Below are 26,831 nucleotides of genomic sequence, written 5' to 3'. Positions count from 1 at the left end.
GGCCCGCTCTGGCATCTCGGAGAGCCGAGTCACCATCACGCTGGAACCCACAGTCGGCCGAGCACCGAACCGGTGAGCCGCACCGCGCGGCGCACCGGCGACTCGGGTCGGACCAGTTCCTATCCGGCCCGCAGCACGATATTGGTCAATGTCCGCACCCCCACCGGCAGCGCCCGTTCGTCGAGGTCGAACGTGGGCTGGTGCAGGTCGAGCGGGGGGCCTTCGCCGGGCCAGACGCCGAGGCGGGCCATGGCGCCGGGAACCTCTTCGAGGTACCAGGAGAAATCCTCGCCGCCCCCGGATTGCGGGGTGTCGGCGAGGGCGTCGGGGCCGATGGCGCGGACCGCGTCGCTGAGCATGCGGACCGATTGTTCGTCGTTGACCACCGGCGGCACGCCGCGCCGGTAGTCGAGCTGGTAGCGCACGCCGGTGGGCGCGAGCAGGCCGTCGACGATCTCGCGCACCATCGGTTCGAGCAGGGACCAGGTGGCGTGGTCGCCGGTGCGGACGGTGCCGGTGAGCATGCCCGTCTGCGGGATAGCGTTCGGGGCCTTGCCGGCGCTGACGGCGCCCCACACCATGACCGTGCTGGTGCGCGGGTCGATCCGGCGGGTGAGCAGGCCGGGCAGACCGGTGATGACGGTGCCGATCGCGTACACGAGGTCACTGGTGAGATGCGGGCGCGAGGTGTGCCCGCCGGGGGAATCCAGCACCAGTTCGACGGTATCGGCGGCGGAGGTGATGGCACCGACCCGGATGCCGACCTTGCCGACTTCCAGGCGCGGATCGCAGTGCAAGGCGAAGATCCGGTCCACGCCGGTCATCGCGCCGGCCGCGACCATATCGATGGCGCCGCCGGGCATGACCTCCTCGGCGTGCTGGAAGATCAGCCGTACTCCGACCGGAAGATCGAGGTCTGCCAGCGCCAGCGCGGTACCGAGCAGGATGCTGGTGTGCGCGTCGTGGCCGCAGGCATGCGAGACGCCGGGTACCGTCGAGGCGAAGGGCCGGCCGGTGAACTCCTGGAGCGCCAGCGCGTCCATATCGGCGCGCAAGGCGATCCGCGGCGCGTCCTCGGGACCGATATCGCAGATCAGGCCGGTACCGGTGGGCAGCACCCGGAACGAGAGTCCGGCCTTCGTCAGCCAGGTGCCGACGAATTCGGTGGTCGCGAATTCGGTGCGGGATAATTCCGGGTTGGCGTGGATGTGGCGGCGCCATTGAACGAGATCGACCGTGTGCTCGGCCAGCCACGCCGTCACCGCGTCCTGTCCGTCTCGCACCGTACGGCCGGTTGTGCTCACCGAATGTCCTCCTGTCGTAGAACGAGCAGCTGAACCACTTCTCCACGTGCGCGGGGTCGCCCGTACACGTATCCACCGCGGCCGTGGCCGCAGTACATACCGGCGGTTCCGCTATCCCCCCGGGGAACGGCCGTATCCTCCAGTTTCGCACCGCTGGCGGATCCGTGCGCGGCGGCGTCCGCGCCGCGCCGCGTATCCGGTGGGGCGAGGGCGTTCCTGTCGCCGCCCGTCCGGCCCGCGCGCGGCTAGTTCCCGGCGAATGCCAGGTTATCGGGAGTGGTGGGCACCGCGAGTCCGGCCAGCGCCGTGGCGTGCAGAGAGCGTTTGATGGCGGGCAGACTGGGGGTCCGGTTGGCGGCCAGTCCGGCACCCCTCTCCACCGCGGCGGCGCGCAACGCCTCGGCCTCGGCAATGTCGTCCACGATACCCGCCGCCAGGGCCTCCGCGGCTCCGAACCGGTGGCCGGTGGTCATGGCGGAGACCGCCACCTGGTTGGTCAACCGGGTGCCGAGCAGGGCGTTCATTCCGACCGTGAACGGCATCCCCAGATGTACCTCGGGTAGGCACCAGAATCCGCGATCGGCGCGCATCACCCGGAAATCATGGGAGGTGGCGAGCATGGCACCGGCGCCGAAGGCGTGCCCGTTGACGGCCGCGACGGTGGGCAACGGAAACGCGAGGAGCCGGCTGAACACGCTGTGCACGCGGTCGAGGTAGCCGTGCATGCGGTCGAGGTTCGCGAACAGCCAATCGGTGTCGAGTCCGTTGCTGAAGAACTTCCCGGTGGCGGTCGTCACCAGCGCGGCGGGGCCCTCACTGGCCGCCACGGTGTCCAGCAGCGCGTGCGTCTCGTCTATCCACTCGTGGCTGAAGCGGTTCTCGCTGTCGGTCTGGGCCTCGTTGCCCAGCGACAGCACGAAAACGTTCCCATCACGTTCCAGGTACGGCATCTGTGCAGCGTATAGGCGACGGGCGCCGGAGGCCGCACCGGCGCGGGCGGTTCGGGCGGGCCGACGGCGCGGAAGGCCATACACTGGCCGCCATGCTTGCCGAAGAGGCCGCCGAGGAGATCGCGGCCCGGTCGTCGGTGGATCGACACCGGGTCGCGGTGGTGCTGGGTTCGGGCTGGCAGGACGCCGCCGCCGAACTCGGGACCCCCAACGCCGAGATACCGATGCCGGAGCTGCCCGGATTCGCCGCGCCCACCGCGCAGGGTCATGTGGGGCGGGTGGTGTCGGTATCGGTCGGCGACACCCACGCCCTGGTACTGATGGGGCGTCAGCACCTGTACGAGGGTCATTCCGCCGAGGAGGTCGTGCATCCGGTGCGGACCGCGGTGGCGGCGGGCGCAGAGACGGTGATCCTCACCAACGCCGCCGGCGGTATCCGCCCGGGGATGCGGGTCGGCGAGGCGGTGCTGGTGCGCGATCACCTGAATCTGACCGGGACGACGCCGCTGACCGGGCCCTCCTTCGTCGATCTGGTCGACGCCTGGGACCCGCGGTTGCGCGATCTGGCGCGGCGCGTCGACCCGGACCTGACCGAGGGCGTGTACGCCGGGCTCACCGGACCGCAGTACGAGACGCCCGCCGAGATCCGCATGCTGGCCACGATCGGAGCCGATCTGGTGGGGATGTCGACTGTGCTGGAGGCCATCGCGGCGCGCGCGCTCGGTGTCCGGCTGCTCGGCATCTCCCTGGTCACGAACCTGGCGGCCGGGGTCACGGGGGCGCCACTGGCCCATGCCGAAGTGCTCGCGGAGGGACGCGCGGCGGCGCCGCGCCTGGGCAAATTGCTGCGCGGCGTGCTGGAGCAACTGTAGATGCTGACTTTCGGCACAGCGGGTCTGCGCGGGCCGCTGGCCCCGGGCCCGGACGGGATGAACGAGACCACGGTGGCGCGGGCCACCGCCGGGCTCGCGGCCTGGTTGCGCGACCGCTGCCTCGGTGGCGGCACGGTGGTGGTGGGCCGCGATGCCCGGCACGGCTCCGCGGAATTCGCGGCGGTCACCGCGGAGGTGCTGGCCGCGGCCGGTTTCGCGGTGACCCGGCTGCCCGAACCGCTGCCGACTCCGGTAACCGCCTTCGCCGTGCGCGAATCGGGTGCGGTGGCGGGTGTGCAGATCACCGCATCGCACAATCCGCCCGGCGACAACGGCTACAAGGTTTTCGTCGACGGCGGCACCCAACTGGCGCCGCCCGCCGATACCGAGATCGAGCAGCGGATCACGGCGGTGACCGAACCGATCGGACACGAGCCCGTGGCCGCGTCGGGCGGTGCGGTCCTGTCGCATTATCTGGCGCGGGTCGCGCAATTGCCCCGGCTGATCGGCGGGGACGGGGATCGCGCCGGGATCCGGATCGCGTTCACGCCGTTGCACGGTGTCGGCGGCGCGACCGCCGTGCACGCGCTCACCGCCGCGGGTTTCACCGATATCCACGCGGTGACTGAACAGTTCACGCCCGATCCCGATTTCCCCACTGTGTCCTTCCCGAACCCGGAGGAGCCGGGGGCGGCGGATCTGCTGCTGCGGCTGGCCGAACGGGTGGACGCCGATGTGGCCGTGGCGCTCGATCCCGATGCGGACCGGTGCGCGCTGGGCATCCCCACGCCGGACGGATGGCGCATGCTGCGCGGCGACGAAACCGGGGTACTGCTGGCCGAGGACGTGCTGCGCACCGCGCCCGCGGACCCGCTGGTCGCCACCACGATCGTTTCCTCGCGGCTGCTCTCCCGGCTGGCGCCGACGCGCGGCGCCCGCTACGCCGAAACCCTTACCGGTTTCAAATGGCTGGCGCGGGCGGGCGACGGCCTGGTCTACGCCTACGAGGAGGCGATCGGGCACTGTGTGGACCCTGCCGCGGTCCGCGACAAGGACGGTGTCTCCGCGGCGGTCATGGCCGCCGACCTGGTGTCCCGGCTGCGTGCGCGCGGCCGCACGCTGCACGACGAACTCGACGATCTGGCCGTCGAGTTCGGTGTCCACGCCGGCGATCAGGTGTCGTTGCGCCTGCCCGATCCGCGGGCGGCGGCCGCGGTGGTCGAGGCGCTGCGGGCCGCACCGCCGACAACCTTGGCCGGGACCGCGGTCGACTACACCGATATGGCGGCGCTGCGCGGCCGGATGCGTACCGACGCACTGGTCTTCGCCGGTGACGGCCTACGGCTGGTCGTCCGGCCGTCGGGTACCGAACCGAAGCTCAAATGCTATCTGGAGGTGGTACACCCGGTTTCCGGCCCGGCCGGGTTGCGCGCCGCCAGAGCCGCCGCGCGGGAGCGGCTTTCGCAGTTGCGCGACTACTGCCGCACGCGGGCCGGCTGAGGCGGGTTCAGCGGGGTCCGAATTGGCGGTCCCCCGCGTCCCCGAGACCGGGCACGATATAGGCGTCGTCGTTGAGCCGGTCGTCGATCACGGCCGTCAACAGCCGGACCGGATATCCCGAAGCCGCCAGCGCCGCGATACCTTCCGGAGCCGCCACCACGCAGACGGCGGTGATGTCGAGCGCCCCCCGGTCGACGAGCAGGCCCAGTGTGTGCAGCATGGATCCGCCGGTGGCCAGCATCGGGTCCAGCACCATCACCGGGGTGGCCGACAGGTCGTCGGGCAGCGATTCCAGATACGGCACCGGCCGGTGGGTCTCCTCGTTCCGGGCGACACCGACGAATCCCACCTGCGAGTCCGGGATGAGGTCGGTGGCGGCGTCGACCATGCCGAGCCCCGCCCGCAGGACCGGTACCAGCAGCGGCGGCCGGGCCAGTCGCGCGCCGCGAGTGGCCGCGACCGGCGTGGTGATGTCGAAATGTGTCACGGGCGCGTCCCGCAGGGCCTCGTAGACCAGGAGTCTGGACAGGTCTCGCAGGGCGGCCCGGAAGGCGGGGTCGGGGGTGCGTTCGTCGCGGAGCGTGGTGAGCAGTATCGCCACGAGCGGATGATCCAGCGTGTGCGTGCGCATGAGGGAACGATAAAGTCGATCGGGAGCGGCGGCCTTCGCGCCGTGACTTTCCGCGGTCATCGAATTCCGCGGAACCGCGCGGGAAGCCGATGCGTCGAAACCGGTAGATGACATACTCTGCCCGTTAACGAAGTCGATGGGGGAACCTCTGATGGTGAACATCTCAGCCGATGCCGAGGGCATCGCGGCCTACGGCGCCACCGCCGGGGTGATGGCCTCCGAACTCGCGACGGCGGGGACCGGGGCCGCGGGTGCGGCGCCCACGGTACTGGGGCCGATCTTCGGTCTGATCGGCGGTGATTTTCTCGCGGCGTACGCGGCCGCGCACGCCGGCCACGTGGCGACGATCGGCCAGCTGTCCGCGGTGCTGGGCACGATGAGCGGGGCGGCCGGCGTGGCCGCGGTGAGTTACGCCGAGGCCGACATCAGCAATGCGGCCGCCCTGCGCGGTGCTGCCGGGGAGTGACCCGGTGATCGATATCAACGCCCTGGCCAGGCCGATTCTCGACTTGCTCGCCAGTTTCGGCACCGGGGTGCTGGCCACCGGCGGCCCCGGCGATGCGCTGCGTTCCGCGTCCACGGCGATCGACCAGGTTCACGCGCTGGGCCGCGGCGGCATCAATCAGATGAACACCGCGTGGGACGGCACCGGCGCCGACGCCGCGACCTCGAAGGCGCTACGCGTGCAGACCTCGGCCGCGAGCATCTCCGACCGCGGCAACGAGATGGCGACCGTGATGGGCCAGGCCGCGGCCCATGTCGAGACCGGCAACAAAGACCTCACCGCCATCGCGCAGTCGTTCGTGAACACCGCTGCCGCGGCCGCGCCCGCGCTGGGCACCCCGGCGGGTATGTCGCTGCTGGTGGGTTCCGCCATCGATCACCTGGGCCAGGCGCTGGGCGTGGTGGGCCGGGTGCAGAACGAACTGCAGACCCAGACCTCCTCGATGAACGAGCTCACCCCGCCACCGCCCACCCCGTCGGCGGCGAGTACGGCGCCGGTGAGCACCCAGGCCGTTTCCACGGTGACGTCGGGGCTGAGCAGTGCGGCCGGGCTGGCCGGCTCGATGATGAGCACCGCCATGTCGTCGAATACCAGCGGTACCACGACGAGCTCGGGGACCCCGCAGAAAACGGCCACCTCGACCGGTACCGCCACCGGCGAGGGCGTGAAGGTCACCCTGCCGGACGGCAGCGTGGTGGAGGCGCCGAACGAGAAGGCCGCCACCGCGGTGAAATCGGCTCTGGGCACGCTCGGCACCCCCTATGTCTGGGGCGGCAACACCCCCGGCGCCGGGCTGGACTGCAGCGGGATGACCAAATACGCCTACGGCGAGGCCGGCGTGGACCTGCCCCGGCTGGCCCATGAACAGGCCAACGGCGCCACCCCGGTGTCGCCGGGCGATCTCATGCCCGGCGATCTCGCGGTATGGGACGGACATGTGGCGATGGTGATCGGGAACGGCCAGTTGATCGAAGCCGGCGACCCGGTGCAGATCAGCTCGGTCCGGACGGAGAACAGCGGGATGGAATTCCTCGGGTTCTACCGGCCCACCGAATGAAACAGGAAGGCCCTGTCGTGAGTCAGGGAACCCCGGCCGTTCAGGACCGGGAGGAGGTCGAGAGTGGACAGAATCATGAGCGAGCAGCAGCTTCCCGAGGTACCGAATGTCACGATCGCGGCCAGCCGCAATCGGGCCGGCACACTGTCGGTGCGCGCCACCGACCAGGGCATGCCGGTGGAGATCGCATTCGAGCGCAGCGAATACCGTTACGGCGCGCAGGCTCTCGCCGACGAGATCCTGCGGCTGACCCGTCGCTCCACCATCGCGGCCAAGGCCAAGCGCCGGGAGCTGCTGGCGGAGAACGGGATGCCGGCCGAGATCCTGGACCGGCTCGGTCTGCCCACCCGGCAGCAGGCGGTCGACGAACTGGACCGGATGGACGATGCCGACACCGGCCCGACGAGTTGGATGCGGCCGGTATGAGCGGCCCGCACGCGCGACACCACCGCAGCGGATCGCCGCTCGGACCCAGGAGAGATGTATGAGCGCGGAAATGGACGCCCTGGTCGCCGGCGCCACGCGGAAACTGGAAGCGCTGGAAGCCGCGCTGTACGGGCTGAAACAGGTACGTGGCCGCTTCAGCACCGAGGACGGCATGGTCACCGCCGAGGTGGACAGCGACGGCGCACTGGTGAGGTTGCAGCTCACCGAGGCGGTGACCGCGTTACCGCCCGCCGAAGCCGCCCAGCTCGTCATCTGGGCGTGCCGCCAGGCCGCCGAGGACGCCGGCGGCCGGCGTTCGGAGGTCGTTGCCGCACTGAACGAGTCGTTCGCGCCGGCGCCGGAGACAGTGGTCGGACCGACCGGAACCGAATCGGACGGCGCCTGACAGGCAGCTCGCCGAGCACGTTCCACCCGATGTGGCGCGCTGACAGCGGCCCGGAATACCTCGCTTCCGCTACAGCTGTGCGTGGACCAGGGGTGGGCTCCGCCCAGCTGGACCTATTAGGCTTCCGCGTATGGCTTCTGGAGACATCGTCCCGATCGAGCTCGGTCTGACCGACGGCGATCTTGTCACCCTGTGGGCACCGCGCTGGCGTGACGGTGACGACGAGTGGGAGGCGTTCCTAGGACATGAGGACGCCCTCTACGGCTTCGAGTCCGTGGCCGAACTAGCGGCCTTCATCCGGACCGACTCCGACAACGACCTGATCGATCACCCGGCGTGGAAGGTGGTCGCCGGTCTGTCGGCCGCCGAACTCGAGCCCGGCGACAACTACTCCTTCGACCTGGTCGGCGTGCCGGAACTCGTCGCCGGTGACCCGGATGTGGACACCGTCGCCGAGTTGGAGGACACCTTGGCCATGGTGCGCAATATCGGCGAGGTCTGCGAGCTCGAAACGGTCACCAAATTCTTCGGTTCGCATCCGTCGCTGAGTGCCCTGGCCGGCGGCACCCAGATGTTCGCGGGCCGCGACGGCGAGGAGCTGTGGGACCAGATCGGGGCCGCGGTGGCCAAGAGCTGGGACGACGTACTCGACGCCATCGATTCGGTGGTGCGGGTGCCCGAAGTCGACGCCGAGGCCGTCGCGCTGGCCGAGGCGGAACTGCTGGCCGCCGAGGAGAACGAGGTCGATGCGGACGACGCGGCCGACACCGACGACGACAGCGACTTCGAGCCCGTCGACCTGGACGACGAGGACGACGACGAGGACGACGACGCGGAACTCACGTTCTGGGAAGAAGTCGGGATCGACCCCGTCAAGATCGTGACGGCCGATACCGAATACTTCACCCTGCGCTGCTATCTCGACGATGAACCGATCTTCCTCGGCGCGAAGAACTCGATCTCGGTATTCGCCAGTGAGCGTGCACTTGCACGGTATCTCGCCGACGACCACGAACACGATCTGGCCCGGATCAGCACCTTCGCCGAAGTGCAGACCGCCGCCATCGACGGCTCGCTCGAGGTCGAGGTCACCGAGGAGAACGTCTACGTGCTGCCCGGCCTCGCCGACGATCTGGCCGAAGGCCCGGAAGCGGTCGACACCGAGCAACTCGACCTGGTCCTGGAGCTGTTCTCCGACGCCGCCGACTACGCCGACGACGACGCGGTGGAACAGGCCCTGGCCAAATCGACTCCGCTCGGGTGGTACGTGTCCTACCTGCTGCATCCGGACCCGACCCGGATGGCGCCCAACCCGCCGTTCGACGCCGAGGCGCGGGCCTGGCGTGAACTCGAACGCAATTTCGAGTCGCGCCTGTCTCCACACTGACCCGGCGCTGTGCCCGCCGCGTCGACCGACGCGGCGGGAGGCGCTCCTAGGTCTCGATGTGGACACACGGCGTGACATTCGGTCGATAAACCGGCGGCGACTGGGCAAACTGACTGGCCAGCGGCATTTGTTCGCGTGGTCATCGCCCGGGTGCCGACGCCACGCTGCCGCAGCAGGGCGGATGTACTAAGGAGGACGCATGCCGACAGTGCGGATCGAGCTGGATCAGGATCTGCTGGCGGCCGCCGGGGCCATCATGGGCACGGCGTCGAACAAGGCGACCATTCACGAGGCGCTGCGCCGGATCGTGGTGCACGAGCGGCAGCTACGGCATTTCGAGCGGCTGGCGGCGTCGGCGCTGAACCGTCCCCCGCAGCCCGCGGTCGTCGACGGCTGATCCGGCCGGACAGCCGCCGGCGAGCCCGGCCGAACCCTCCGGAACTGTCGGTACCCGCTGGCATGATGGCCACGGAATCTGGAGGGGGAATCATGCCGGTACCGATCGCCGATCTACCCGAGGCGCAGCGACCGCGGGAACGCCTGTGCGCCCTCGGGCCCCAGGCGTTGAACGACGGTGAACTGCTCGCCCTGCTGCTCGGTCAGGGCCGCCGCGGCGAGAGCGCGGTCGAACTCGCTTCGGCCCTGCTCACCGAGTTCGGCGGAGTGGGCGGCCTGGCCTCGGCACGGCCCGAGGAACTGCGGCGCCGGCCCGGGGTGGGGGTGGCCAAGGCCGCGGCCATCGCTGCCGCGTTCCAGCTCGCCGCGCGGGCCCGCACCGGTACGCAGGCTCCGGCGCCGCTGCTGCGGCCCGACGATGTGGCCCGGGAAGCGGCCCCGTTGTTCGCCGGAGCCCGGGTGGAGCGACTGCTGGTGCTGATCTGCGATGCGCGCAACCGGCCCCGGCAGCGGGTCTTCGTGGCCGAGGGCGCTATCGACGAGGTGGCGGTACCGGTGCGCGAGATCCTGAACACGGTCCTGCGCCACGACGGTCGCGCCTTCGCGCTGGCACACAATCATCCCTCCGGCGATCCGACTCCCAGCCCCGACGATCGCCGGGCCAGCACACTGCTCGCCGCGGCGGCACGAACGGTGGGCCTGCGGTTCCTGGACCACGTGGTGATCGCGGGCGACTGCTGGCGGCGGGCCGCCCCGTTCGAGGATGCGTTCCGGTGATCCCGCCATCGACGCCGCCGGGGTGGGCTGAGTTCTCGTCGCCGAAGACCCGGCGTTCGCGCGACTGTGCCGGCAGATCGGGGTCACCGTCATCGACCCGAAGCCGTGCGCCAACTCGGCGCACGCTGTGCACCTGATGGTCCCGCCGGTGCACACCACGCAGAACCGAGCCCGAGGGGCACATCCGAATACCGGACAGGAGCATCGCGCGACGGCGGCGGTCCACATCTCCGGGGCGACCGGTGCGCCGGATGCAGTGCGGGTCGGCCACCGCGACCCCGCCGAGGTGGGCGCCGCACCGGCCGAAGCGTTCGCAACCACCGACTCGCCGGTCACCTCGTCGGGCTTCGTCTGTGTCTCCGAACAGCTGCACCTCGGGCGACGGTGTTTCCGCGGGCTCCCCGGCGGTCAGGTGGTCGGTTCGACGGCCACGGCAGCCGTCGGCTTGCCGGACAGCTCGCGCCCCCGGCGACGCCCGGCCGCCAGCCGGGAGCCGATCAGGCCCTGCCGCGGCGCGAACAGATAGACCACGGTGAAGACGACACCCTGGGCCAGCACGATGGTGGCCCCGGGTGCGGTATCGGCGTAGTAGCTCACATACAGGCCGGTGACGGCGCAGATCGCCGAGAGGGTCGGAGCGATCACCAGCATCCGCCCGAATCGGTCGGTGAGCAGGTAGGCGGTCGCGCCGGGAATGATCAGCATGGCCACCACGAGGATCACACCGACCGCTTGCAGAGCCACCACCGAGGTCAGCGCGAGCAGGCCGAGCAGGGCCGCGCCCAGGAACCGTGGGTTCAAGCCGAGCGCGTAGGCGTGGGTGGGGTCGAACGCGTACAGCGTGAAATCCCGGCGCTTGAGCACGAGCGCGACGAACACCAGGGCCGCCAGCCCGGCGATCTGGACCAGCTCCTCCTGGCTCACCCCCAGCAGATTGCCGAAGATGATGTGATTGAGGTCGGTATTGCTGGGGGTCACCGAGACGAGCACCAGCCCGAACGCGAACAGCGTGGTGAACACGATGCCGATGGCGGCATCCTCCTTCACGCGGCTGGTGTCGCGGACCAGGCCGATCAGGCCGACCGCCAGGAACCCGAAGATCACCGCCCCGACAGCGAACGGCACCCCCGCGATATAGGCGAGTACCACGCCCGGCAGCACCGCGTGCGAGACCGCGTCCCCCATCAGCGACCAGCCCACCAGGACCAGCCAGCAGGACAGCAGGCCGCAGACCACCGCCGCGACGAGGCTGGCGGTGAGCGCGCGCACCATGAACGCGTAGCGCATCGGCTCGAGCAGGAATTCGATCAGGTCCATGGTGCTCACCGCTGCCCGATGACATCGAGGCCGAAGGCGAGGGCCAGGTTCTCCGGCCGCAGCGCCTCCTCGGGGTCACCGTGGACGAGCACCCGACGCATCAACAGCACGGCTTCGTCGGCCAGGCCGGGCAGGGCGTGCAGGTCATGGGTGGAGATCAGGACGGTCGCCCCGTCGGCCGCGAGTTCGCGGAGCAATCCGGTGATCGTCGCCTCGGAACGCTTGTCCACCCCGGCGAACGGTTCGTCGAGCAGCAGGATCCGGGCACCCTGCGCGATACCGCGCGCCACGAACGCGCGTTTGCGCTGGCCACCGGAGAGCCGGCCGATCTGCCGGTCGGCCAGATCGGTCAATTCCACCCGCTCGAGCGCCTCGTCGACCGCGGCCCGGTCGGCCCGGCTCGCCCGCCGGGTGAAGCCCATCCGGCCGTAGCGGCCGGTGGTCACCACATCCCGGACCGACAGCGGAAACGACCAGTCCACCGCCTCGCTCTGCGGGACGTAACCGAGCACGCCGGCCCGCCGGGCCGCGACCGGTTTGGCCCCGCCGATCCGGACCGTGCCGCGATCGGGGGTAATCATTCCCATCAGGGTTTTGAACAGCGTCGATTTCCCGGACCCGTTCATCCCGATGAGCGCGCAGACGCGGCCGGCGTCCACGGTCAACCGGACCTGGTCGAGTGCCTGGACCTCGCCGTAGTAGACGGTCACACCGTCGACGTCGATCGCGGGAATTGTCATGGCCTGCTCCCGGTGAGTGCTGCGGCGATGGTTTCGGCGTCGTGCCGGATCAGGTCGAGATAGGTCGGTACCGGGCCGTCGGCCGCCGACAGCGAATCCACGTAGAGCACTCCGCCGAATCTCGCCCCGGTGGCCTCGACGACCCGGCGCATCGGGGCGTCGGAGACGGTGGATTCACAGAACACGGCCGGGACCTCGTGGTCACGAACATATTCGATGACCCGGGTGATCTGTTGTGGGGTGGCCTGCTGTTCGGCATTGACGGGCCAGATGTAGGACTCCGACAGCCCCGCGTCACGGGCCAGATAGGAGAAGGCGCCCTCGCAGGTCACCAGTGCGCGCTGGCGGCGGGGCAGGTTCGCGAGGTCGGCGACGAGTTCATCGTGGACCTGCTGCAACTGCTGTTTGTAGGCCTCGCCGTTGGCCCGGAAGTCCGCCGCGTGCTCCGGCACGAGGCGCGAGAAGGCCGCGACCATGTTGTCCACGTAGGTGCGCACGTTCAGCGGCGACATCCAGGCGTGCGGATTGGGTTTCCCTGCGTAGGCGTCGGAGGTGATGGGGACCGAGGCGACCCCTTCACTCACGGTGACGTGCTCGGCGTCCAAGTCGGCGACGAACTGACCGAACCATGCCTCCAGGTTCATGCCGTTGTCGAGGATGAGATCGGCTTTGGCGGCGCGTTTGATATCGCCCGGGGTGGGCTCGTAGCCGTGAATCTCGGCACCGGGTTTGGTGAGCGACTGCACCTCGAGATGCTCGCCCGCGATATTCGACGCGATATCGGCCAACACGGTGAAAGTGGTGACGACAACCGGTTCACCGGTACGCGGCAGGTGAAACGTAGCGCAGGCGGAGAGTACGACGGTGAGACCACAGGCCGCGAACACGGCGGTGATCCGGGGAAACATCTGCATACCGAACCACCCGCCTTCCGTGCTCGATCATAAGTTCGGTAACCCTAATTTTCAACTTCGCGCAACGGAAGAAAAGCGATCAGGACACCCCCTACGGCCGTGAGCAGCAGAGCAAATCACTCCTGCCGGCGCTGATCCGACGGCGTCGCAGCACCCCTGAGTCAGTGATCACCCACCCGATTGCCGACCCCGGGCGTCACCGGCCGGCGGTGGGCGACCCGGATCGCGCCCTGACGGGAAGTGGGGGGCGCCGCAGAACGCCCGAAAACCGGACTACGTCGAGATCCGGAACGCAAAACTCCTTGTCACCGGTCCAGCGGATTGATCCACTGCACCTCGGGGAAACGAGCGAAATCGGTATCGAAGGAGCAGATCGCCACCCCGTGCTCGATAGCCAGCGCCGCAAGGTGGGCATCGGGCAGCAGATTACCCGTCGCATAGTGATCATCGACAAGTCTGGCGAGAACCCTGCGGTGCCGATCCGTCGGCACGGGAATCCACGCCATATCGTGGTCCAGCCACTCGTCCACGCACGCCCAGGCCTCCCGGCCTGTCATAGGCGCGGCGAAGATCTTCGGGTGAGTGACGATCCGAACGAACCCGACCAGACTGTGCCATGGAAAACCCACCCGGACGTCACCGTTCATCGCCTGCTCGAACCAACTGTGCGCCACCCGGTGATGCGGACTCGTCTCGTCGACCGCGTACAGGAGCACGTTCACATCGATGATCACGGCCGCCCCGGATACGGCTCGTCCATCAGGTCCAGCACTTCCGAGTTCTGGGACAGATCCGCCCGGGCACCCAATGAGCGTGTGCGCTGGCGGAACGGGATCCGCGATGCCATCGGCCTACTGTGCAGTCCGGCCCGCGCCAGTTCGTTGATCGCCTCACCGAGCCCGATACCGCGTTCGCGACGTAGCTGTTCAGCAGCGGCCAGCACATCGCCGTCGAGCCGGATCGTAGTACGCATACCCCAGGCTACATCACTGATGCGGAGTTCCTGAATCAACGATGCCCGGCAGGGGGGCAGAAGAGCCGCAGGTTTCCGACGTAGCCACTGGCGTCGAGGAAGGCTGCCTCCGCACTCCGAGATCCTGCGAGCCGGTCGCCCATCGCGGCCGACAACGCGCGTACTGCCGGAGTTCTCCTCCGATAGAGCGGAAGTGCCGGTGGGCCTCGGCGCGCTCGGGCAATGAGCGACATCGACGAAGCGGCGCAGGTCGCCCCGGAGTGGGCGTGGTCGATCCCGGGCGCATCTCGGCAGTTATCGACCAGGCTGTTCACCGATACGCTGCCCGGCGTACCTGCCGACTGGAAATCTCGGACAGGCTCGGCCAAACCCATAGGCCCCATGCCGCAGGGCATCGACCGCTACAGCGACGAATAGCCCTGCACTGGCCCGACGATCCGCTATGACTGGACCGACGAGACCGACTACCCGATGAACCTGCTGTTGGATGCCGCAGTCGAGAGGCGCTTCGTGGTGATCCCCGATCGGGGCCGGGCGGCATGTCCGACGAACAAGAGATCAGCAAAGGGTGCGCGAAAGGCGCAGGCTCCCCGCGCCTGACGGTGACATCGTTCCGGGGTGTGCGAGGATCTCTTACACCTCGTTCACCGGAGGCGTATCGCGGCCTCGGAGGGCTACCGGCGTCGAGCGAGGAGACAAGAGTCGCCTTATACGATCTCAGGAACTGAATCGAGCAGATTTGAGCCATAGCGTCAATCGGCTTCTCGCAAGGCTCACATCAGGCCTGGTGCGCAGTAGTCGAGAGGTGTGCAAGGATGTCGCCCGGCGATATCGCTCGGGATTCGCGCGCACCACCAAGCACGGCCTCCGCGTCCTGAGTGACAAAGACTCGAGCCAGTTTCCGCAGCCCGGGCCGAACGCGGCGGCCGCCTCCCGCCTCGAGACGGGAGCGCGTAGAACAGGCCAAGATACGTTCGGGACACCTCGCACCGGTAACCCGGTGCCCCAGAACCCGCGCTTGGAGCGTTTGCAGGTGTTGGCGGAGGCAAAAGGTGTCAAACTCGCTGCGACCGAGATCCGGCGACTGCGGCCCGACGACTGGAGGGTGAACCAATTCCTTTCGATCCGAAATGCCGGACGGGATCGCCTCGACTTCTCGGTGACCTTGTCCGACGCTGAACGGACAACCGAACGGGAATACCGTGACACTTTCGACAAGAAGGAGACGTTCGCTGCTTTTTACGGGGAACTACCCGTCGGTCGGGTCCGGTTGAGCCCTGGATCCGATCCGGACGTGCTGACCCTGACAGCGATGAGAGTCGATCCGGTCGCGCAGGGTACCGGGACCGGGGACGGTCTGGTACAGACCGCCCTCGACTGGGCCCGGAAAAACGGCTTCCGCGAGGTCGAGCTCTGGGTACGGGGCGACAACGAGCCAGCCAAGGGCTTATATCTACGCAATGGATTCCGCTTCACGGACGAGTCGAGACCTGGACGGATCGAAGGCGCAGCACCGGACATCAAGATGACATATATCCTGCCTGAGTCTTGAGCACAGGCTCGGCCGTCGGACCGAGATCAGTTCCACCGGAGTTCAGGCTCTGGCCCACTCTTGGTGTATGGCCGTGCCGGATTCCGGCTACTCCGCCCACCGCATCCTCCTGGCGTGAGCCCACCAGCCACCACCGAAAGTGGGCCAGAGCCGAAGTTTCAGACAGTCCCTCTTTCAGATCAGGGGGCGAGCCTGTCGGAGCGCCCGGCGTTGATTCGTGACCATTGAGCGGTGGGGCGGCCGTTGGTCCGGAAGGGGTGTACGTCTGCGACGCCGGTACCGGTCTCCTCATGGAATTGTGGCCAGCCTGCCGGTGAGTCCTCCCATGGTTCCTGTCGTCCGTAGATGGTGAGGTCGATGAGCCGGTAGTTGATGTCGACCGCCTCGACTCCGCGCCAGGAGGTCCAGTAGGTCTCGAAGACACGGTCGTTGTGTTGGAGGTAGCAGACCACGTGCATTGAGCCGATCTGCCGTCCGTCCAGCAGGGTGCCGAGCGATTGCTGGGCGGAGTACCAGGGCATTGTCCAGTTCATGAACTCGTGGTACCGCTTGCTCTCCTCGTACGGACCTTGACAGAACACGGCGTAGGTGATGTCCCGGGAGTGGACGTAGGACAGCTCGTCGAGCTGGGTGTTGTTCCAGGTGCAGCCCTCGCACTGCTGGGCTGCGGGCCGGCCGGAATACCACATGAAGTAGTAGGTGATCAGCTGTCGACGGCCTTCGAACGTGTCGATCAACCGGACCGGTCCATCGGGTCCCGTCAGCGGGGTCGCGGGATCCACCTCGACCACCGGCAGCCGGCGGCGAGCGGCGGCGAGCGCATCGCCGGCCCGGGTGTGCGCCTTCTCCTGGCTGCGCAGTTCGGCCAGTCGTGCCTCGAAGGTGGCCCGGTCGGTGATTGTGGGTTCGGGTGGGTTCTCGATAGCCATGGGGACAGCCCTCCTTGTGGTCGATACGTGACGGTGTTGTGGTCGGGTGAGTTCTCGGTGTCGCGAGTGGGTCAGAGGTTCTCGGCAATGTGCTTGATGGCGGCGAGGCGACGGTCCCATGCGGTGCCGATGGCATCGAGGCGGCGGGCCGTGGTGCTGAGCCCGGTGCCGATGACCCGGTACTGCACCTCGCGCCCGGCCTGGACAGTCTCCACGAGGCCGACCTCGCGAAGCACGGCGAGGTGCTTGGCGATGGCTTGCCGGGTGACGGGTAGTCGCCGGGCAAGGGCGGACGCCGAGGCGTCGCCCTCACCGAGGACGGCGAGGATACTCCACCGGGTTTCGTCGCCGAGCGCACTGCACATGTTCACCACGGCCTGGTCAACGAGACTGCCGGTGCTCATGAGCTGTGCTCGAGCAGGGCGACGAGCTTGTCGAGTTCTTCGTCCCAGCCGCCACGATGGTCGGCCATGAGCCCTGCCGGGTTGCCGGTGTGCTCGAAGCCCGTCTCGACGACGGTGAGCCGAGTGCCGCCGGAGGCCGCCTCGAGGGTGAAGCGGAAGACCGTCGAACGCCGTTCGTCGACCGTCTCCGGCAGCGGGCCTTCCTCGTTGCACCAGCGGTAGGACACCTCCGACGGAGGGTTGAAAGTATCGACACGGATCGGCACCCGGCGCTCACCTGGCCAGCCGATCGTGCCGAGGGCGCCGGCGCCGGTACCGGTGAGGGTGATCTGGCCGAACCACTGCGAGATCAGCTCGGGATCGGTGACGGTGCGCCAGACCTTCTCCCGGGGCGCGTTGATGTGGATCGTGCGGTGCACACTGAAGGTGTCGGCATCGATCACAGCCTGAGGGTTCTGCGTGTTCTCCATGAGCTTTCTCTTCTCTCTTTTCGGCGTTCAGTGGACGGTGGCGGGCTCGGGTTCCAGGGTCGGGGCCGGTTCAGCCTGCAGCAACGATGCGGGGCGCAGGGAGCGGCCGGCGATCGCGGCGGCGATGGAGACGGTCGCGAGAATCGCGGCGGTGAGGATTGCTACCGGGATGCCGCCGGTGTCGATCGCGTGCCCTCCGGAGAAGGCGCCGATGGCGTCCCCGAGGTTCCCTGCGGACGCAGGCAGGGAGGCCGCGACGATCGCACCGGGCCCGGCGAGGTGCTCGACGCGGTGCTGCCAGGGGCTCGTGATGCCTGAACTACACATGCCGAGACCTAGTACCGCGAACACTGCGACCAGCGGGCTCGCTCCCCAGAGAACCATCGCGACAAGCGAAGCCGATACGCCGCCGGCGCCGATGATCAGGGCCCGTGCGGCACCGGTGTCGGCGAACTTCCCACCAGCGAACGACCCGACCGCGGCGGCGATACCGAAGCCCATCAGGCATGCCCCGATCCAGGGCCCGGAGATCCCGGCCACACCCTCCAAGAACGGAACGAGATAGGTCAGCGCCGCCGAGACGCCCGCGAACAGAAGCACGCCGACAGCAAGCACGGCGAGCACACGTGGGGCAAAAGCGAACCGTAGTCGGCCCAGCATTCCGACCTCGCTCTCGGTCGCCACCCGGGGCACCACGAGCAAGGCGATCAGGAGAACGGCGGTGGCCGCCAGGACGACGGCGAGGAACGATACGCGCCAGCCCACGGCTTCGCCGAGGAGCCGGCCCAGCGGCATCCCCACCGCGCCGGAGACAGCGAAACCGGAGATGACCACCGCCATCGCCCGGCCGGCTCGTTCCGGGGGCACGATCGAGGTCGCCGTGGTGATGGCGGCTGCGATGAACAGCCCCTCCACCGCGCCGATAACGACCCGGGCGGCAATGAATGCCTCCAGGCCGGCACCGAGGGCGGGCAGCAGGTTCAACACGGTGAACACGGCGAGCGCGGCCAGCAGCACCGGCCGCCGGTCGAGCCGAGAGGTAAGAACCGTCAGCATCGGCCCGCCGATCGCAATCCCGAGCGCATTCGCCGACACCAGCCCTCCCACTGCCGGGAGCGGGACAGCCAGGTCCGTAGCCATGAGGTCGAGCATGCCCATCACGAGCATCTCGGCGCACCCCATGACGAGCGTTCCCGCGAACAACGCGCCCAGGGCGATCGCCGCCCGTGGACGACCTGATTCTGAACAACCCTGTCGATCGAGCATCGGAACCTCCGAGGACATGCAACCTAGCGATTGCAGTAAACCTTGACACACTATTCGGCGACTTGCAACCCTAGGATTGCACTAGTTGTTCGACCGAGCTTCCGCAGAGGTGGAGATGGTGACGAACCCGATGCGACGGAGGTGCCGAGCTCACCGTGGATACGGGAGAGCCGGCGCTTTCCAGGGTGCTGCGGCCGAAGTGCCTCCGCCGGGCGATTCCTTGCGAACGAGATCGAGCAGGATGCCCAGCTTTTGCGCGACCAACGGTTCGTCGTCGTGGAACGCCCACCAGCAGGTCGCCGCGCGGTGGCGGCTCTTGCGGCAGACCCCGGCCGTGCTCGACGGAACGGATCCTCGACCTCACTTCTCGTTGGTGAACAGCTGTCTCGATCACACGCGCGCGACGAGATCGCCACGCTCTACGGGAGCGAACGCAGAAGTACTGACGGCAAGTACTACCGCGACTATCTGATGCAGTACTGGAACGACCACTGGGATCGCTGGGAGAAGCTGCGTACAGGAGGGTCCTGAGGCGTGACCCTGTTCAACCAGGACTTCGACCAGCGCGAACACGCTCAACATTGGATCCTGGCTGTCGATAAGTCTTTAAAACGATCATTGTTTCGAATCTTCAGCGTTTGGCGGAAACGCCTAGCTGGATGGGTTGCCCAACCGGTCTCGACAGCTTCGTCCGGAAGGTGGCGAGGTCGCCGAGCATTGTCAATTCGCCACCTTGGTCGGCTCCGCGGGCTGGGATCAGTCGTGATGTTCTGGATTGGGTGGAAGTTCTCGTCGTAGGGAGGGTGGTAGCTCGTTCCAGGGCGCGCCGCGGCGGATGCGGGATTCTGTGTTGCGTCGTTCCCAGAGTGGTTCGGTCGCGTACTGGGAGAACAGTGTCGCGGTGGCTGCCGAGGCGAGGAGAGCGGTGGCGATGCCGCAGTAGGTGGGGTAGTCGAGCCAGGCGATGACGGCGCCGGCGGTGATACCCGCCGCGAGGGTGAACACGGTGATGCCGGGGTAGTGGTCGCTGAGCAGTCGCAGGTCCGAGATATCGACCGTGATCAGCCACAGCAGCAGGATCGGGAAGGTCGTGGCGGTGAAGATCAGGCCGAGGAACAACTCGTCGGTGCTCAGTCCGACGACGAGCCCGAACCCTGCGGCGGTGGCGGCGGGTGGCATTGCTTGCCAGGTGAGCATGGTCTGCCAGGCGGGCCGCTGGGGTTCGTGTAGTGCGTAGCAGGCGAGACCCAGCAGGACCGCACCGATTGCGGCGGCCACACCGGTCGGCCACGGCGCTGCGAAGTGGTCGTGCAGGCTGATCGTGGCGAGCAGCATCGCCACGGCGGCCGGAAGCAGGGCGAGCAACAGTCTCCCGCGGCCGGGTGCGGGGGAGTCCCAGGTGGGTAGGAATCGCTGATAGCCCGAGGATCCACTGCGGTTGTGAGGGTTTCCGGTGTAGGTGATGTTCACATCGCCGGCGATGTGAACACTTCGGCCGAGGTCACCGGCGTCGAGGATATCGGCCAGGCTGGGCCCGGGCCGATTCATTGTGTCCTCTTCGGCCACCGGCGAGGTGGGATGGAGGGTTTCCGCGTCGACGGATCGGCTTCGGATGGTGTCGAGTCGTTTCCACCATCGCATCAATTGCTCGACCTGGGGTTCGTCCAGCCCGCAGGCCTTGGCGTATTTGCGGACTTGGTCGGGGTTGGAGGGCAGAGCGGTGTTGGTCGGTGACATGAAGCTGTAGGCGGTGCTGCGCGGGATCTCGGAGAACGCCGCGATCTGGCCTTTGCTGCGCGGGGACTGCTGGGCCATCTGCCGCAGCAGAGCCAGGAATTCCGCGGTCGAGGCCGGTCCTCGGTCGGTCATTTCGTCTCCTCCGCGCCGAGCAGTGTGGCCGCCGCACGCCCCCACCGGCGGGCTGCCGCACTGGCCGGGCAAGCGGGCACGACACAGACCACGACGCCGGTGACCACGGCCAACGCCAGGACGCAGGCGAGTGTGGCCTCCACACCTGAGGTGATGAGCAGGAACGTGAAAACGACAGTCACCGGCACGAGTACGGAGACGACCAGCGCGGCAGGCCACGTCCATGTCGGTGGGGGTGGCTGCCCCGGCTTGCGTGGGCGAGACCGCGTCGGCCGGGAGGGTTGGTTGTGGGTCATGCTCGGTCCTTCACTCGCCCCTGGGGGCGAATCGCTCGGGCCCAGCGGCTGGCGCACGGGCTCATGGGTGGGATGCAGTCGAGACTGAAACAGTTGCGGTGGTCGGCTATCCGGGTCGAGCTGGCGTTCTCGGCCCGGCCGCTCTCGCTCGTGTGAAGTTGTCGATTCCCATGAAACCGCACATCAACTGGCCGCAGGCCCGCCACCGAGATTCGGTGTGCAGACCAGGACACCTCCGGGGACCGCGCGCCGTGTCCAGCCGGTGTCCGGAATCGGCCGGGCAGGGTCCAGATGTCCGGAATCGGCCGACGGAATGAGTTTTCCGTCCAGAACTGTGCAGCGAAACCGCCGGTAGAACCCGGCACCGGCTGCCGGACGTCGATGGATGACCCGCCGGACACTCCGCCGCCGTCTCGGACACATACAGTTCCTGGAGAGGAGATCGGTCGCTGCCGTTGTCCTCGTTCCCGGACTCGCGCAGTGGGATGCAGTCGAGCATGGGTTCCGGTGCCTCCCGCTGGCGTGGGAACGGCGCCTTGCCGAGGGCCTGAAACCACCCGGTTGAGGCCCTCGGCTCAATTTCGGATCGGTCGGCACACCTGCCCGGAACCCGGTTCGCCGAGTGTGATGTTCCCCCGGTTCCACGGCACCAGCCCGACTTGCGGGCACGGTCGGTGAAGGCCCAGGAAGTGAATTGAACGCCGTGCGCCGGGTATCTGGGCGGTGTCAACCAGTTCTTGTTTACGCCGGAAAGGAGGCGGAATTGCATCCGATGCAATATTCGGCAGGTTGGTGAAACCACGGTTTGCGCTGGTGGCGGCTGTCCAATCGGGTTGGGAGACAGCTGAGGCGGTGGGGGTGACCTGGTGCTGACCCCTGATGCATCGTTGTTGCGCTGGATACAACAGTGGGGTGACTCCGATGGCTCCCGATTCGGCGCATCTGATCATCACATCGACGAGTTCGTGCTCTCCCACCCATCGAAATCCCACCCGGTCGATGTGTTCTTCCGCTGGCTCCAATCTCGCGGATTCGCCGCCGGCCTCGACATTCCTACCCAAATCAGCGGACTGCCCAAACCACTTTCGAGACTTCGAAGCCCACCAACAGCAACTACACCGTTGCCTGACCGACGAATCCATCCCGCTGGCAGCACGAGTCGCGGGAGCACTGATCAGGCTTTGTGCCCTGCCCTTGGTCCTCATCGTCGAGTTCACCACCGACCGAATCCACCGCGACGACACCGGCGCCTACCTCACCATCGACCGCCACCCCGTCCTGCTTCCACCGACCCTGGCTCGCTTGATCGACCGGCTCATCGCCTCCGACGCCATCCAAACGATGATCAGACCAGGAGCACACGGACCCGCCTACCTGTTTCCCGGCCGACCACCGGGCCGCCCACGTCATCCCCACGCCTTGCGAGAAATGGGCGCCGACCACGGACTTCCGATCCGGACCGCCCGCAACACCGCCATGATCACCGCCGCCGGAGAACTCCCATCCATGGTCATGAGCGACCTGTTGGGCATCGCCCCCGGCACCGCCGAGAAATGGAGATCCGGGCGCGCCGGCGGGCCGCCCCGGATCGCCGCCGCACCGATGTTCGTTCGAAACCGGGATCATGCCGTTCATACTGGGTGTCGTGGTGACTGCTCGGCTGGTGCACAACAACGGCACAGAGGGAGGTTGCTCGATGCACGCGAACGTCGGAAACCAACTGAGGATACGAAGCCACGATGTGGGCGTGATCGATCAGACGGGGAGATCACCGAGATTCGGGGCGCCAACACCGCACCCCCATAAGTGGTGCGGTTCGAGGATGGACACGAGGGCCTGATCTTTCCCGGGCCGGATTGTCTGATCAGACCGGGCTGACGCCGGTGGTCGCGCGCGACGGGCGGCCGCATTGCCGGACAGGGGTCCGCATGGTCGGCGTCCATGACCGATATCGGTCCGGGCCGGCACCCGGCCTACGCCGCGGTCACCTGCGCGGGGTGCCTGCGCATCCTCGGTCTGGAAGCGATCACGGGCGAGGCGATGCACTGCCGCTGTTCGACCGGCACGCCGGTGTCTTGTAGCAGCCGGGGTGTTATCCACGACAGCGCCCACCCGCCCGTGAGCACGCCGCGACACACCGGCGCCGTCGACATGTTCCTTCCACATTCCACGGAGGAGTTTTCGATGTCCGAAACCGATGAGCATCCGACGTATCCACCGCAGCGTTCGAGCGGAGGTGTGATCGCAACTGATGAAAAGGAACTGCAAGACGTTCGAACCGAAGCCGCACCGACCTCGGGGATCAGCGAAGAACAATTTTTGGCCGGGATTTTCTGGGCCAATAAACAGGCAATCTGCATGGGGCTCGGGTTCGTGCCTGTAATCGGCGGCATCCTGGGTTCAGCCGTCGGAATGCTCATGGATTCGATATGTCCTTTTACTCGAGAGGAAGAGAAAGAGAAACAGGAAGCCCTCATCCGGCTGATACGAGAGGTCACCAAGCAAGAGATCCAGGGCTTCTACAACGAATCCGCCAAGCAGATTCTGGAAGGTATGCATAGAAGCGTCAACTACTATCGCAAATATGCCAAGCAGTACGGAACAGATGTCTGGGATGTGCGGCGCACCGACGAGGAACTGAACGGCGCGATCCGCTATCTCAACAACCGTATCCCCGATCTCACAGTAGGGCAGTATCGTTTCGATGCACTTCCTTACTTTGCCATGGCGGCGAACATGCACCTGATGCTACTGCGCGAAAAGCTCAAGTTCGCCAAGAAACTCAAAATCTCCGAAGGAGATACTCGAGTAACAAAGAGTGAACTCAAAGAGGGCATCGAGAAATACGTCGACTATGTTCGCAAGACCTATGACGAGGGCCAGAAGCGCCCCATGCCTCACTGGAGCTGCAACATCGGCTACGCGCGCATCATGTACATCAGCGCCTACGAATTCACCCTCCTCTGGCCCTACATGGAGGATCCCGACTGGAAACCCGTCGACATACCCCGGGAAATCGAGCTCCACTTCGGCCCGTTCGGCTACGACCAAAGTACGGATTTCCGCCGATGGATAGACTCGAACTGGCCAGGCCCCAAAAAGCCGCGAACCAGCGAACCTCTACGGTGGTTGGAAATCGGTGCAGATTTCGGAACCAAAACAGTCAGTTCATGGGGATCATCCCGGACCGTTGAATATTCACTGATCGACCAATGTTCCCACAACGGAAATAACACTTCGGGAACGGGCAGGAGAGTGAATCGCCGGACCCCCGCACGGCCGCCGTGGCAAAAGAAAGAATCATTCTTCCCTACTCCAGTCCTTATCCCTTTCTATATCGCCGACCTCACACTCTACTGTTCGAAACCGCAATCCCGGGGACTCCACGATACCCGCTTTCACCGTGTGGATGTCGCAGATTCGGTAGGCGATACAGATTCTATCGGCATCCGCGAGGATGAAGATACCAAACTCGAATGCAGCATTCCCGGTTTCGCCCTTTCTCAGTTACGGATCCTGAGTCAGAATTCCCTCGGGCAGGCGAACTGCATGATGGCCAGCTTCAAACCGGCCCCAGGGCATGACACTTTCAATTCCTTCAACGTCCGGCCGAAGCCGGTGTCCGGGCAGGAGTACCACGTCATCGACGCCGACAGTGGCGGCTTTCTGGATGTGGATCACTACACGCTGACCGGTAGTCCACGGCCGGTGGTGCGTGAGGGTGCGGGCTCCCGGAGTCGTGACTGGGTCGTCTCCGCAACCGAGGACGGCGGGTGGATCCTGGTCAATGCCTACAGTGGGCAACGGCTGCAACACAGCCCCGATGGCCTGCGCCTCGTCGATGCGGACGAGCCCGCGACCGACGACCACGTGTGGGACTTGCATCCGAACCCGGCCTCGGGCACCGGCAACGGCACCGATCCCCAAGGCACCGACGGCACCTGGATGATGGGCTGCCGCGGCCAAGGTCGCGACCACTACGCCACGGTGGCCGACGGCCCCCTGGTCGAGGGCCAGTCCGATCGAGTCCAGGCGACCCGGTGGGTACTCGCGCCCGCGCCGGTCCTCGGCGACGCGCTCGTTGATCAACTGCCGTCGCTGTGGACGGACTCGTCCCCCCTCGGATACTCCGCCACCACAGAATTCATCTTGCACAACCCCACCGCCGGGGAAGCAATCCCGGGCCCATGGACCCTGCGGCTGATGCTGCCCGCCGAAACCGGTAACGGACTCGTCCTCGACAGCGACGCCGGACTCGAACTCACTCACACCACCACCGACCGCGGCACCCGAGCGACGATCATCGCCGCCACACCCCCGACCCCCGGTGAAACGATCACTTTCACCCTCACATCCACCAGCGGACGCATCGCCCCCACCGACATCACCCTCGACAATCACCTCCTACTCACCAACGACGACCTCACGACCAACCCCGCCACGCTCTAGATGTTATGACCATGGACGTTGGTGACGCTGTGTCGAGCTGACAAAACGAAGACCTCCGAGTGAAGTGCGAGCTGTCCAGTAACGCACCCATCCATCGGAGGTCTTCGTGTCCCACCGTAACGCCCCGCTGTCGGAATTGGGCCGGTTACGGCCGGCTCGTTGTGTCGTCGAGGACGGCCGGCCACTACGACGCGCGGCCGAACGGTTCCAGGTCCCGGAGGGAAACCGTGCAGGCCGCCGCGCCGGCAATCCTATGGGCGGTCGAGATCGCCGGTTCGCAGGGTTGCGGTGAAGGTGTCCCATTCGGCCGGGGCGAAGACGAGAGCGGGGCCGGCCGGGTTCTTCGAATCGCGCACACCGACCATGCCACCGTCGAGGAAGGCGGCCTCCACACAGTCCTTGTCAGGTGCGCTGTGGCTCGATTTGAACCACCGGGCCGTGGACTGGTCTGCGGTCATGCTCGGTACTCCCTGGCTGCTATTTGCCTTATCAGGCTCTTGCTGGCTGCAACATCAAGCGACGATTGCCGGATGGCGTCGTACGCCTGACGATACCGGCCCACGTCCTTGGCACGTTCCAGGTACACATCGCCCGCGTAGGACTCGATGTAGACGACCGTGGGCGAGCTCTCCCGTCCCCTGGCGTCCCGGCCGAACTCGAGGATCGTGAACGGGCCGGTCGCGACGCCCGCAGGAAACCCCGCCATGAAGGTCAGCACGGATACCGTCACATTGGCAGGCATATTCGCCAACCGGTTCAGCTGCTCCCGCATTACCTTGGCGCCACCGACCGCAGTACGCAGGACGGACTCGTGGACTATAAGGTCCACAGTGGCGGGCTTGGTCTTGCGGGTGATCAGCGCCTGACGCTTGCTCTTGAGTTGGGTACGCCTTTCCCGGATCTCTTCGGTAACTTCCGGCATGTAGATTCGATCGAGCGCGCGAGCATAGTCCGGTGTCTGAAAGAGGCCGGACAACATATCTGGTCGGTAGATGGTCAGGTGTTTGGCTGATGACTCGAGTCCGACGTAGAGGTCGAACCCGCGAGACACGACATCGTCGAACTCCTGCCACCAGTTCTTGACTGCCGCCTGCTTCGCCAGCCCGATCAATCCCGCGATAACGCCGGGGTCATCGATGCCGTAGATGCGGCAGAGCGCTTCCACATCCGGCACCCGAATACCGGTAAGACCCCGCTCTATTCGCGACAGCGTGCTCACCGAGAGCTGCATGAGCGGCGCCACATCGTCGAGGTTCATATTGACCGCTTCGCGGGCTTCCCGGAGGTAACGACCGAGCTGGCGGCGGGGCAGGGTGGTCGAGCTGTTCTCTGGCACAGGAGGTTCCTCGCTTTGCATCAGGAGCGATGGTCGTTTGCACGCTGCAAGCCTTGTACGCAGGTGTGACAACCGCTCTGGCCCTTTGGAGATACTTCAGCGCAA

31 protein-coding genes and 1 pseudogene are annotated in these 26,831 nt (G+C 66.9%); 15 read left to right on the top strand and 17 right to left on the bottom strand.

All coding sequences use genetic code 11. The annotated features are described in order from the left end of the window. Positions 1 to 119: 119 nt before the first annotated feature. Together ABZV91_RS13170 and ABZV91_RS13165 are read right to left on the bottom strand one after the other, a co-directional pair. Positions 120 to 1,304: a M20 family metallopeptidase gene (locus ABZV91_RS13170; protein WP_355239923.1), complete on the bottom strand. Its 1,185-nt coding sequence runs from the start codon at positions 1,302 to 1,304 to the stop codon at positions 120 to 122. Between the two features lie 245 nt (positions 1,305 to 1,549). After that, on the bottom strand, positions 1,550 to 2,254 hold the full coding sequence (locus ABZV91_RS13165; RefSeq protein WP_355239921.1) for an enoyl-CoA hydratase-related protein: 705 nt from the start codon (positions 2,252 to 2,254) through the stop codon (positions 1,550 to 1,552). 92 nt (positions 2,255 to 2,346) lie between these two features. Between ABZV91_RS13165 and ABZV91_RS13160 the strand changes: the two genes are divergently transcribed. Next, complete coding sequence (locus ABZV91_RS13160; RefSeq protein ID WP_355239918.1) at positions 2,347 to 3,126, top strand: purine-nucleoside phosphorylase; 780 nt, start codon at positions 2,347 to 2,349, stop codon at positions 3,124 to 3,126. After that, the gene (locus ABZV91_RS13155) at positions 3,127 to 4,626 is read left to right on the top strand and encodes a phospho-sugar mutase (RefSeq protein ID WP_355239915.1); all 1,500 of its coding nucleotides are present in this window, start codon (positions 3,127 to 3,129) and stop codon (positions 4,624 to 4,626) included. A 7-nt stretch (positions 4,627 to 4,633) separates the two neighbouring features. On the opposite strand, the gene upp is transcribed toward ABZV91_RS13155, so the two are convergent. Further along, positions 4,634 to 5,257 (bottom strand): uracil phosphoribosyltransferase, encoded by a 624-nt coding sequence (gene upp / locus ABZV91_RS13150; RefSeq protein WP_355239912.1) that lies wholly within the window; start codon positions 5,255 to 5,257, stop codon positions 4,634 to 4,636. A 151-nt stretch (positions 5,258 to 5,408) separates the two neighbouring features. Between upp and ABZV91_RS13145 the strand changes: the two genes are divergently transcribed. The 7 genes from ABZV91_RS13145 to radC all read left to right on the top strand — a co-directional run bounded on the left by ABZV91_RS13145 (position 5,409) and on the right by radC (position 10,211). Beyond that, positions 5,409 to 5,723 carry a type VII secretion target gene (locus ABZV91_RS13145; RefSeq protein ID WP_355239909.1) on the top strand — a complete coding sequence of 105 codons (315 nt, stop codon included), beginning with the start codon at positions 5,409 to 5,411 and terminating at the stop codon, positions 5,721 to 5,723. A gap of 4 nt (positions 5,724 to 5,727) precedes the next feature. Next, positions 5,728 to 6,819: a C40 family peptidase gene (locus ABZV91_RS13140; protein WP_355239906.1), complete on the top strand. Its 1,092-nt coding sequence runs from the start codon at positions 5,728 to 5,730 to the stop codon at positions 6,817 to 6,819. A gap of 75 nt (positions 6,820 to 6,894) precedes the next feature. After that, positions 6,895 to 7,245 (top strand): hypothetical protein, encoded by a 351-nt coding sequence (locus ABZV91_RS13135; protein WP_355239903.1) that lies wholly within the window; start codon positions 6,895 to 6,897, stop codon positions 7,243 to 7,245. Between the two features lie 58 nt (positions 7,246 to 7,303). After that, positions 7,304 to 7,651 carry a YbaB/EbfC family DNA-binding protein gene (locus tag ABZV91_RS13130; protein ID WP_355239900.1) on the top strand — a complete coding sequence of 116 codons (348 nt, stop codon included), beginning with the start codon at positions 7,304 to 7,306 and terminating at the stop codon, positions 7,649 to 7,651. Between the two features lie 130 nt (positions 7,652 to 7,781). Next, entirely contained in the window at positions 7,782 to 9,038 is a 1,257-nt protein-coding gene (locus ABZV91_RS13125) for a primosomal protein (RefSeq protein ID WP_355239897.1), read from the top strand. Positions 9,039 to 9,237: 199 nt separating this feature from the next. Then, positions 9,238 to 9,435, top strand: coding sequence for a type II toxin-antitoxin system VapB family antitoxin (locus ABZV91_RS13120; protein ID WP_355239894.1), 198 nt, complete (start codon positions 9,238 to 9,240; stop codon positions 9,433 to 9,435). 92 nt (positions 9,436 to 9,527) lie between these two features. Continuing rightward, a complete protein-coding gene (gene radC / locus ABZV91_RS13115) occupies positions 9,528 to 10,211 on the top strand; it encodes a DNA repair protein RadC (protein WP_355239891.1) in 684 nt (227 codons plus the stop codon). Positions 10,212 to 10,619: 408 nt separating this feature from the next. On the opposite strand, the gene ABZV91_RS13110 is transcribed toward radC, so the two are convergent. The 5 genes from ABZV91_RS13110 to ABZV91_RS13090 all read right to left on the bottom strand — a co-directional run bounded on the left by ABZV91_RS13110 (position 10,620) and on the right by ABZV91_RS13090 (position 14,155). Continuing rightward, positions 10,620 to 11,528 carry a metal ABC transporter permease gene (locus tag ABZV91_RS13110; protein WP_355239888.1) on the bottom strand — a complete coding sequence of 303 codons (909 nt, stop codon included), beginning with the start codon at positions 11,526 to 11,528 and terminating at the stop codon, positions 10,620 to 10,622. Positions 11,529 to 11,533: 5 nt separating this feature from the next. Further along, positions 11,534 to 12,268 (bottom strand): metal ABC transporter ATP-binding protein, encoded by a 735-nt coding sequence (locus ABZV91_RS13105; protein WP_355239885.1) that lies wholly within the window; start codon positions 12,266 to 12,268, stop codon positions 11,534 to 11,536. Continuing rightward, a complete protein-coding gene (locus ABZV91_RS13100; protein WP_355239882.1) occupies positions 12,265 to 13,182 on the bottom strand; it encodes a metal ABC transporter substrate-binding protein in 918 nt (305 codons plus the stop codon). The genes ABZV91_RS13105 and ABZV91_RS13100 overlap by 4 nt, the downstream gene beginning before the upstream one ends. Before the next feature lie 305 nt (positions 13,183 to 13,487). Then, positions 13,488 to 13,916 (bottom strand): type II toxin-antitoxin system VapC family toxin, encoded by a 429-nt coding sequence (locus ABZV91_RS13095; protein WP_355239880.1) that lies wholly within the window; start codon positions 13,914 to 13,916, stop codon positions 13,488 to 13,490. Then, positions 13,913 to 14,155, bottom strand: coding sequence for a CopG family transcriptional regulator (locus tag ABZV91_RS13090; RefSeq protein WP_355239877.1), 243 nt, complete (start codon positions 14,153 to 14,155; stop codon positions 13,913 to 13,915). Before ABZV91_RS13090 ends, ABZV91_RS13095 begins: the two co-directional genes overlap by 4 nt. A gap of 222 nt (positions 14,156 to 14,377) precedes the next feature. Between ABZV91_RS13090 and ABZV91_RS13085 the strand changes: the two genes are divergently transcribed. After that, positions 14,378 to 14,572: a hypothetical protein gene (locus ABZV91_RS13085; protein WP_355239875.1), complete on the top strand. Its 195-nt coding sequence runs from the start codon at positions 14,378 to 14,380 to the stop codon at positions 14,570 to 14,572. Positions 14,573 to 15,173: 601 nt separating this feature from the next. Then, positions 15,174 to 15,707 (top strand): GNAT family N-acetyltransferase, encoded by a 534-nt coding sequence (locus tag ABZV91_RS13080; RefSeq protein ID WP_355239872.1) that lies wholly within the window; start codon positions 15,174 to 15,176, stop codon positions 15,705 to 15,707. Positions 15,708 to 15,886: 179 nt separating this feature from the next. Here the strand turns inward: ABZV91_RS13080 and ABZV91_RS13075 are convergent, their stop codons facing one another. The 4 genes from ABZV91_RS13075 to ABZV91_RS13060 form a co-directional block, all read right to left on the bottom strand. After that, positions 15,887 to 16,636 (bottom strand): DUF899 family protein, encoded by a 750-nt coding sequence (locus ABZV91_RS13075; protein ID WP_355239869.1) that lies wholly within the window; start codon positions 16,634 to 16,636, stop codon positions 15,887 to 15,889. A gap of 71 nt (positions 16,637 to 16,707) precedes the next feature. After that, positions 16,708 to 17,040, bottom strand: coding sequence for a metalloregulator ArsR/SmtB family transcription factor (locus ABZV91_RS13070; protein WP_355239866.1), 333 nt, complete (start codon positions 17,038 to 17,040; stop codon positions 16,708 to 16,710). Beyond that, a complete protein-coding gene (locus tag ABZV91_RS13065) occupies positions 17,037 to 17,510 on the bottom strand; it encodes an SRPBCC domain-containing protein (protein ID WP_355239863.1) in 474 nt (157 codons plus the stop codon). The genes ABZV91_RS13070 and ABZV91_RS13065 overlap by 4 nt, the downstream gene beginning before the upstream one ends. Positions 17,511 to 17,537: 27 nt before the next feature. Beyond that, positions 17,538 to 18,776: an MFS transporter gene (locus ABZV91_RS13060; RefSeq protein WP_355239860.1), complete on the bottom strand. Its 1,239-nt coding sequence runs from the start codon at positions 18,774 to 18,776 to the stop codon at positions 17,538 to 17,540. A 252-nt stretch (positions 18,777 to 19,028) separates the two neighbouring features. Here ABZV91_RS13060 and ABZV91_RS13055 point away from each other — a divergent pair, with 252 nt between their 5' ends. Beyond that, positions 19,029 to 19,307: a hypothetical protein gene (locus ABZV91_RS13055; RefSeq protein WP_355239857.1), complete on the top strand. Its 279-nt coding sequence runs from the start codon at positions 19,029 to 19,031 to the stop codon at positions 19,305 to 19,307. A gap of 225 nt (positions 19,308 to 19,532) precedes the next feature. Here the strand turns inward: ABZV91_RS13055 and ABZV91_RS13050 are convergent, their stop codons facing one another. The 3 genes from ABZV91_RS13050 to ABZV91_RS13040 form a co-directional block, all read right to left on the bottom strand. Beyond that, positions 19,533 to 20,645: a hypothetical protein gene (locus tag ABZV91_RS13050; RefSeq protein WP_355239854.1), complete on the bottom strand. Its 1,113-nt coding sequence runs from the start codon at positions 20,643 to 20,645 to the stop codon at positions 19,533 to 19,535. Beyond that, the gene (locus ABZV91_RS13045; protein WP_355239851.1) at positions 20,642 to 20,941 is read right to left on the bottom strand and encodes a hypothetical protein; all 300 of its coding nucleotides are present in this window, start codon (positions 20,939 to 20,941) and stop codon (positions 20,642 to 20,644) included. The genes ABZV91_RS13050 and ABZV91_RS13045 overlap by 4 nt, the downstream gene beginning before the upstream one ends. 1,113 nt (positions 20,942 to 22,054) lie before the next feature. Continuing rightward, a complete protein-coding gene (locus ABZV91_RS13040) occupies positions 22,055 to 22,576 on the bottom strand; it encodes a hypothetical protein (protein WP_355239848.1) in 522 nt (173 codons plus the stop codon). A gap of 171 nt (positions 22,577 to 22,747) precedes the next feature. Here ABZV91_RS13040 and ABZV91_RS13035 point away from each other — a divergent pair, with 171 nt between their 5' ends. From ABZV91_RS13035 to ABZV91_RS13025, 3 genes and pseudogenes are all read left to right on the top strand, one after another. Continuing rightward, positions 22,748 to 22,819, top strand: a complete 72-nt coding sequence (locus ABZV91_RS13035; protein WP_355239979.1) for a DUF1918 domain-containing protein — start codon at positions 22,748 to 22,750, stop codon at positions 22,817 to 22,819. A gap of 63 nt (positions 22,820 to 22,882) precedes the next feature. Beyond that, complete coding sequence (locus ABZV91_RS13030; protein WP_355239846.1) at positions 22,883 to 25,390, top strand: insecticidal delta-endotoxin Cry8Ea1 family protein; 2,508 nt, start codon at positions 22,883 to 22,885, stop codon at positions 25,388 to 25,390. Between the two features lie 106 nt (positions 25,391 to 25,496). Then, positions 25,497 to 25,604, top strand: a pseudogene (locus tag ABZV91_RS13025) (IS481 family transposase); the annotation flags it as partial. A gap of 37 nt (positions 25,605 to 25,641) precedes the next feature. Here the strand turns inward: ABZV91_RS13025 and ABZV91_RS13020 are convergent. Beyond that, on the bottom strand, positions 25,642 to 25,848 hold the full coding sequence (locus ABZV91_RS13020) for a DUF397 domain-containing protein (RefSeq protein WP_355239843.1): 207 nt from the start codon (positions 25,846 to 25,848) through the stop codon (positions 25,642 to 25,644). Continuing rightward, the gene (locus ABZV91_RS13015; protein ID WP_355239840.1) at positions 25,845 to 26,726 is read right to left on the bottom strand and encodes a helix-turn-helix transcriptional regulator; all 882 of its coding nucleotides are present in this window, start codon (positions 26,724 to 26,726) and stop codon (positions 25,845 to 25,847) included. The genes ABZV91_RS13020 and ABZV91_RS13015 overlap by 4 nt, the downstream gene beginning before the upstream one ends. Positions 26,727 to 26,831 lie beyond the last annotated feature (105 nt).

This window comes from Nocardia sp. NPDC004568, assembly GCF_040609955.1.
Taxonomy (GTDB): Bacteria; Actinomycetota; Actinomycetes; order Mycobacteriales; family Mycobacteriaceae; genus Nocardia.
The sequence above is the reverse complement of the archived record's forward strand: the minus strand, read 5'-3'. Positions and strand labels throughout refer to the sequence as shown.

Excerpts from the sequence above, each read along its gene's own strand:
- ABZV91_RS13165 (WP_355239921.1), bottom strand. The coding sequence starts at position 2,254 with ATGCCGTACCTGGAACGTGATGGGAACGTTTTCGTGCTGTCGCTGGGC.
- ABZV91_RS13160 (WP_355239918.1), top strand. The coding sequence starts at position 2,347 with ATGCTTGCCGAAGAGGCCGCCGAGGAGATCGCGGCCCGGTCGTCGGTG.
- ABZV91_RS13155 (WP_355239915.1), top strand. The coding sequence starts at position 3,127 with ATGCTGACTTTCGGCACAGCGGGTCTGCGCGGGCCGCTGGCCCCGGGC.
- upp (WP_355239912.1), bottom strand. The coding sequence starts at position 5,257 with ATGCGCACGCACACGCTGGATCATCCGCTCGTGGCGATACTGCTCACC.
- ABZV91_RS13145 (WP_355239909.1), top strand. The coding sequence starts at position 5,409 with ATGGTGAACATCTCAGCCGATGCCGAGGGCATCGCGGCCTACGGCGCC.
- ABZV91_RS13135 (WP_355239903.1), top strand. The coding sequence starts at position 6,895 with ATGAGCGAGCAGCAGCTTCCCGAGGTACCGAATGTCACGATCGCGGCC.
- ABZV91_RS13130 (WP_355239900.1), top strand. The coding sequence starts at position 7,304 with ATGAGCGCGGAAATGGACGCCCTGGTCGCCGGCGCCACGCGGAAACTG.
- ABZV91_RS13125 (WP_355239897.1), top strand. The coding sequence starts at position 7,782 with ATGGCTTCTGGAGACATCGTCCCGATCGAGCTCGGTCTGACCGACGGC.
- ABZV91_RS13120 (WP_355239894.1), top strand. The coding sequence starts at position 9,238 with ATGCCGACAGTGCGGATCGAGCTGGATCAGGATCTGCTGGCGGCCGCC.
- radC (WP_355239891.1), top strand. The coding sequence starts at position 9,528 with ATGCCGGTACCGATCGCCGATCTACCCGAGGCGCAGCGACCGCGGGAA.
- ABZV91_RS13110 (WP_355239888.1), bottom strand. The coding sequence starts at position 11,528 with ATGGACCTGATCGAATTCCTGCTCGAGCCGATGCGCTACGCGTTCATG.
- ABZV91_RS13105 (WP_355239885.1), bottom strand. The coding sequence starts at position 12,268 with ATGACAATTCCCGCGATCGACGTCGACGGTGTGACCGTCTACTACGGC.
- ABZV91_RS13100 (WP_355239882.1), bottom strand. The coding sequence starts at position 13,182 with ATGCAGATGTTTCCCCGGATCACCGCCGTGTTCGCGGCCTGTGGTCTC.
- ABZV91_RS13090 (WP_355239877.1), bottom strand. The coding sequence starts at position 14,155 with ATGCGTACTACGATCCGGCTCGACGGCGATGTGCTGGCCGCTGCTGAA.
- ABZV91_RS13085 (WP_355239875.1), top strand. The coding sequence starts at position 14,378 with ATGAGCGACATCGACGAAGCGGCGCAGGTCGCCCCGGAGTGGGCGTGG.
- ABZV91_RS13075 (WP_355239869.1), bottom strand. The coding sequence starts at position 16,636 with ATGGCTATCGAGAACCCACCCGAACCCACAATCACCGACCGGGCCACC.
- ABZV91_RS13070 (WP_355239866.1), bottom strand. The coding sequence starts at position 17,040 with ATGAGCACCGGCAGTCTCGTTGACCAGGCCGTGGTGAACATGTGCAGT.
- ABZV91_RS13065 (WP_355239863.1), bottom strand. The coding sequence starts at position 17,510 with ATGGAGAACACGCAGAACCCTCAGGCTGTGATCGATGCCGACACCTTC.
- ABZV91_RS13060 (WP_355239860.1), bottom strand. The coding sequence starts at position 18,776 with ATGCTCGATCGACAGGGTTGTTCAGAATCAGGTCGTCCACGGGCGGCG.
- ABZV91_RS13050 (WP_355239854.1), bottom strand. The coding sequence starts at position 20,645 with ATGACCGACCGAGGACCGGCCTCGACCGCGGAATTCCTGGCTCTGCTG.
- ABZV91_RS13045 (WP_355239851.1), bottom strand. The coding sequence starts at position 20,941 with ATGACCCACAACCAACCCTCCCGGCCGACGCGGTCTCGCCCACGCAAG.
- ABZV91_RS13040 (WP_355239848.1), bottom strand. The coding sequence starts at position 22,576 with ATGAACGGCATGATCCCGGTTTCGAACGAACATCGGTGCGGCGGCGAT.
- ABZV91_RS13030 (WP_355239846.1), top strand. The coding sequence starts at position 22,883 with ATGACCGATATCGGTCCGGGCCGGCACCCGGCCTACGCCGCGGTCACC.
- ABZV91_RS13020 (WP_355239843.1), bottom strand. The coding sequence starts at position 25,848 with ATGACCGCAGACCAGTCCACGGCCCGGTGGTTCAAATCGAGCCACAGC.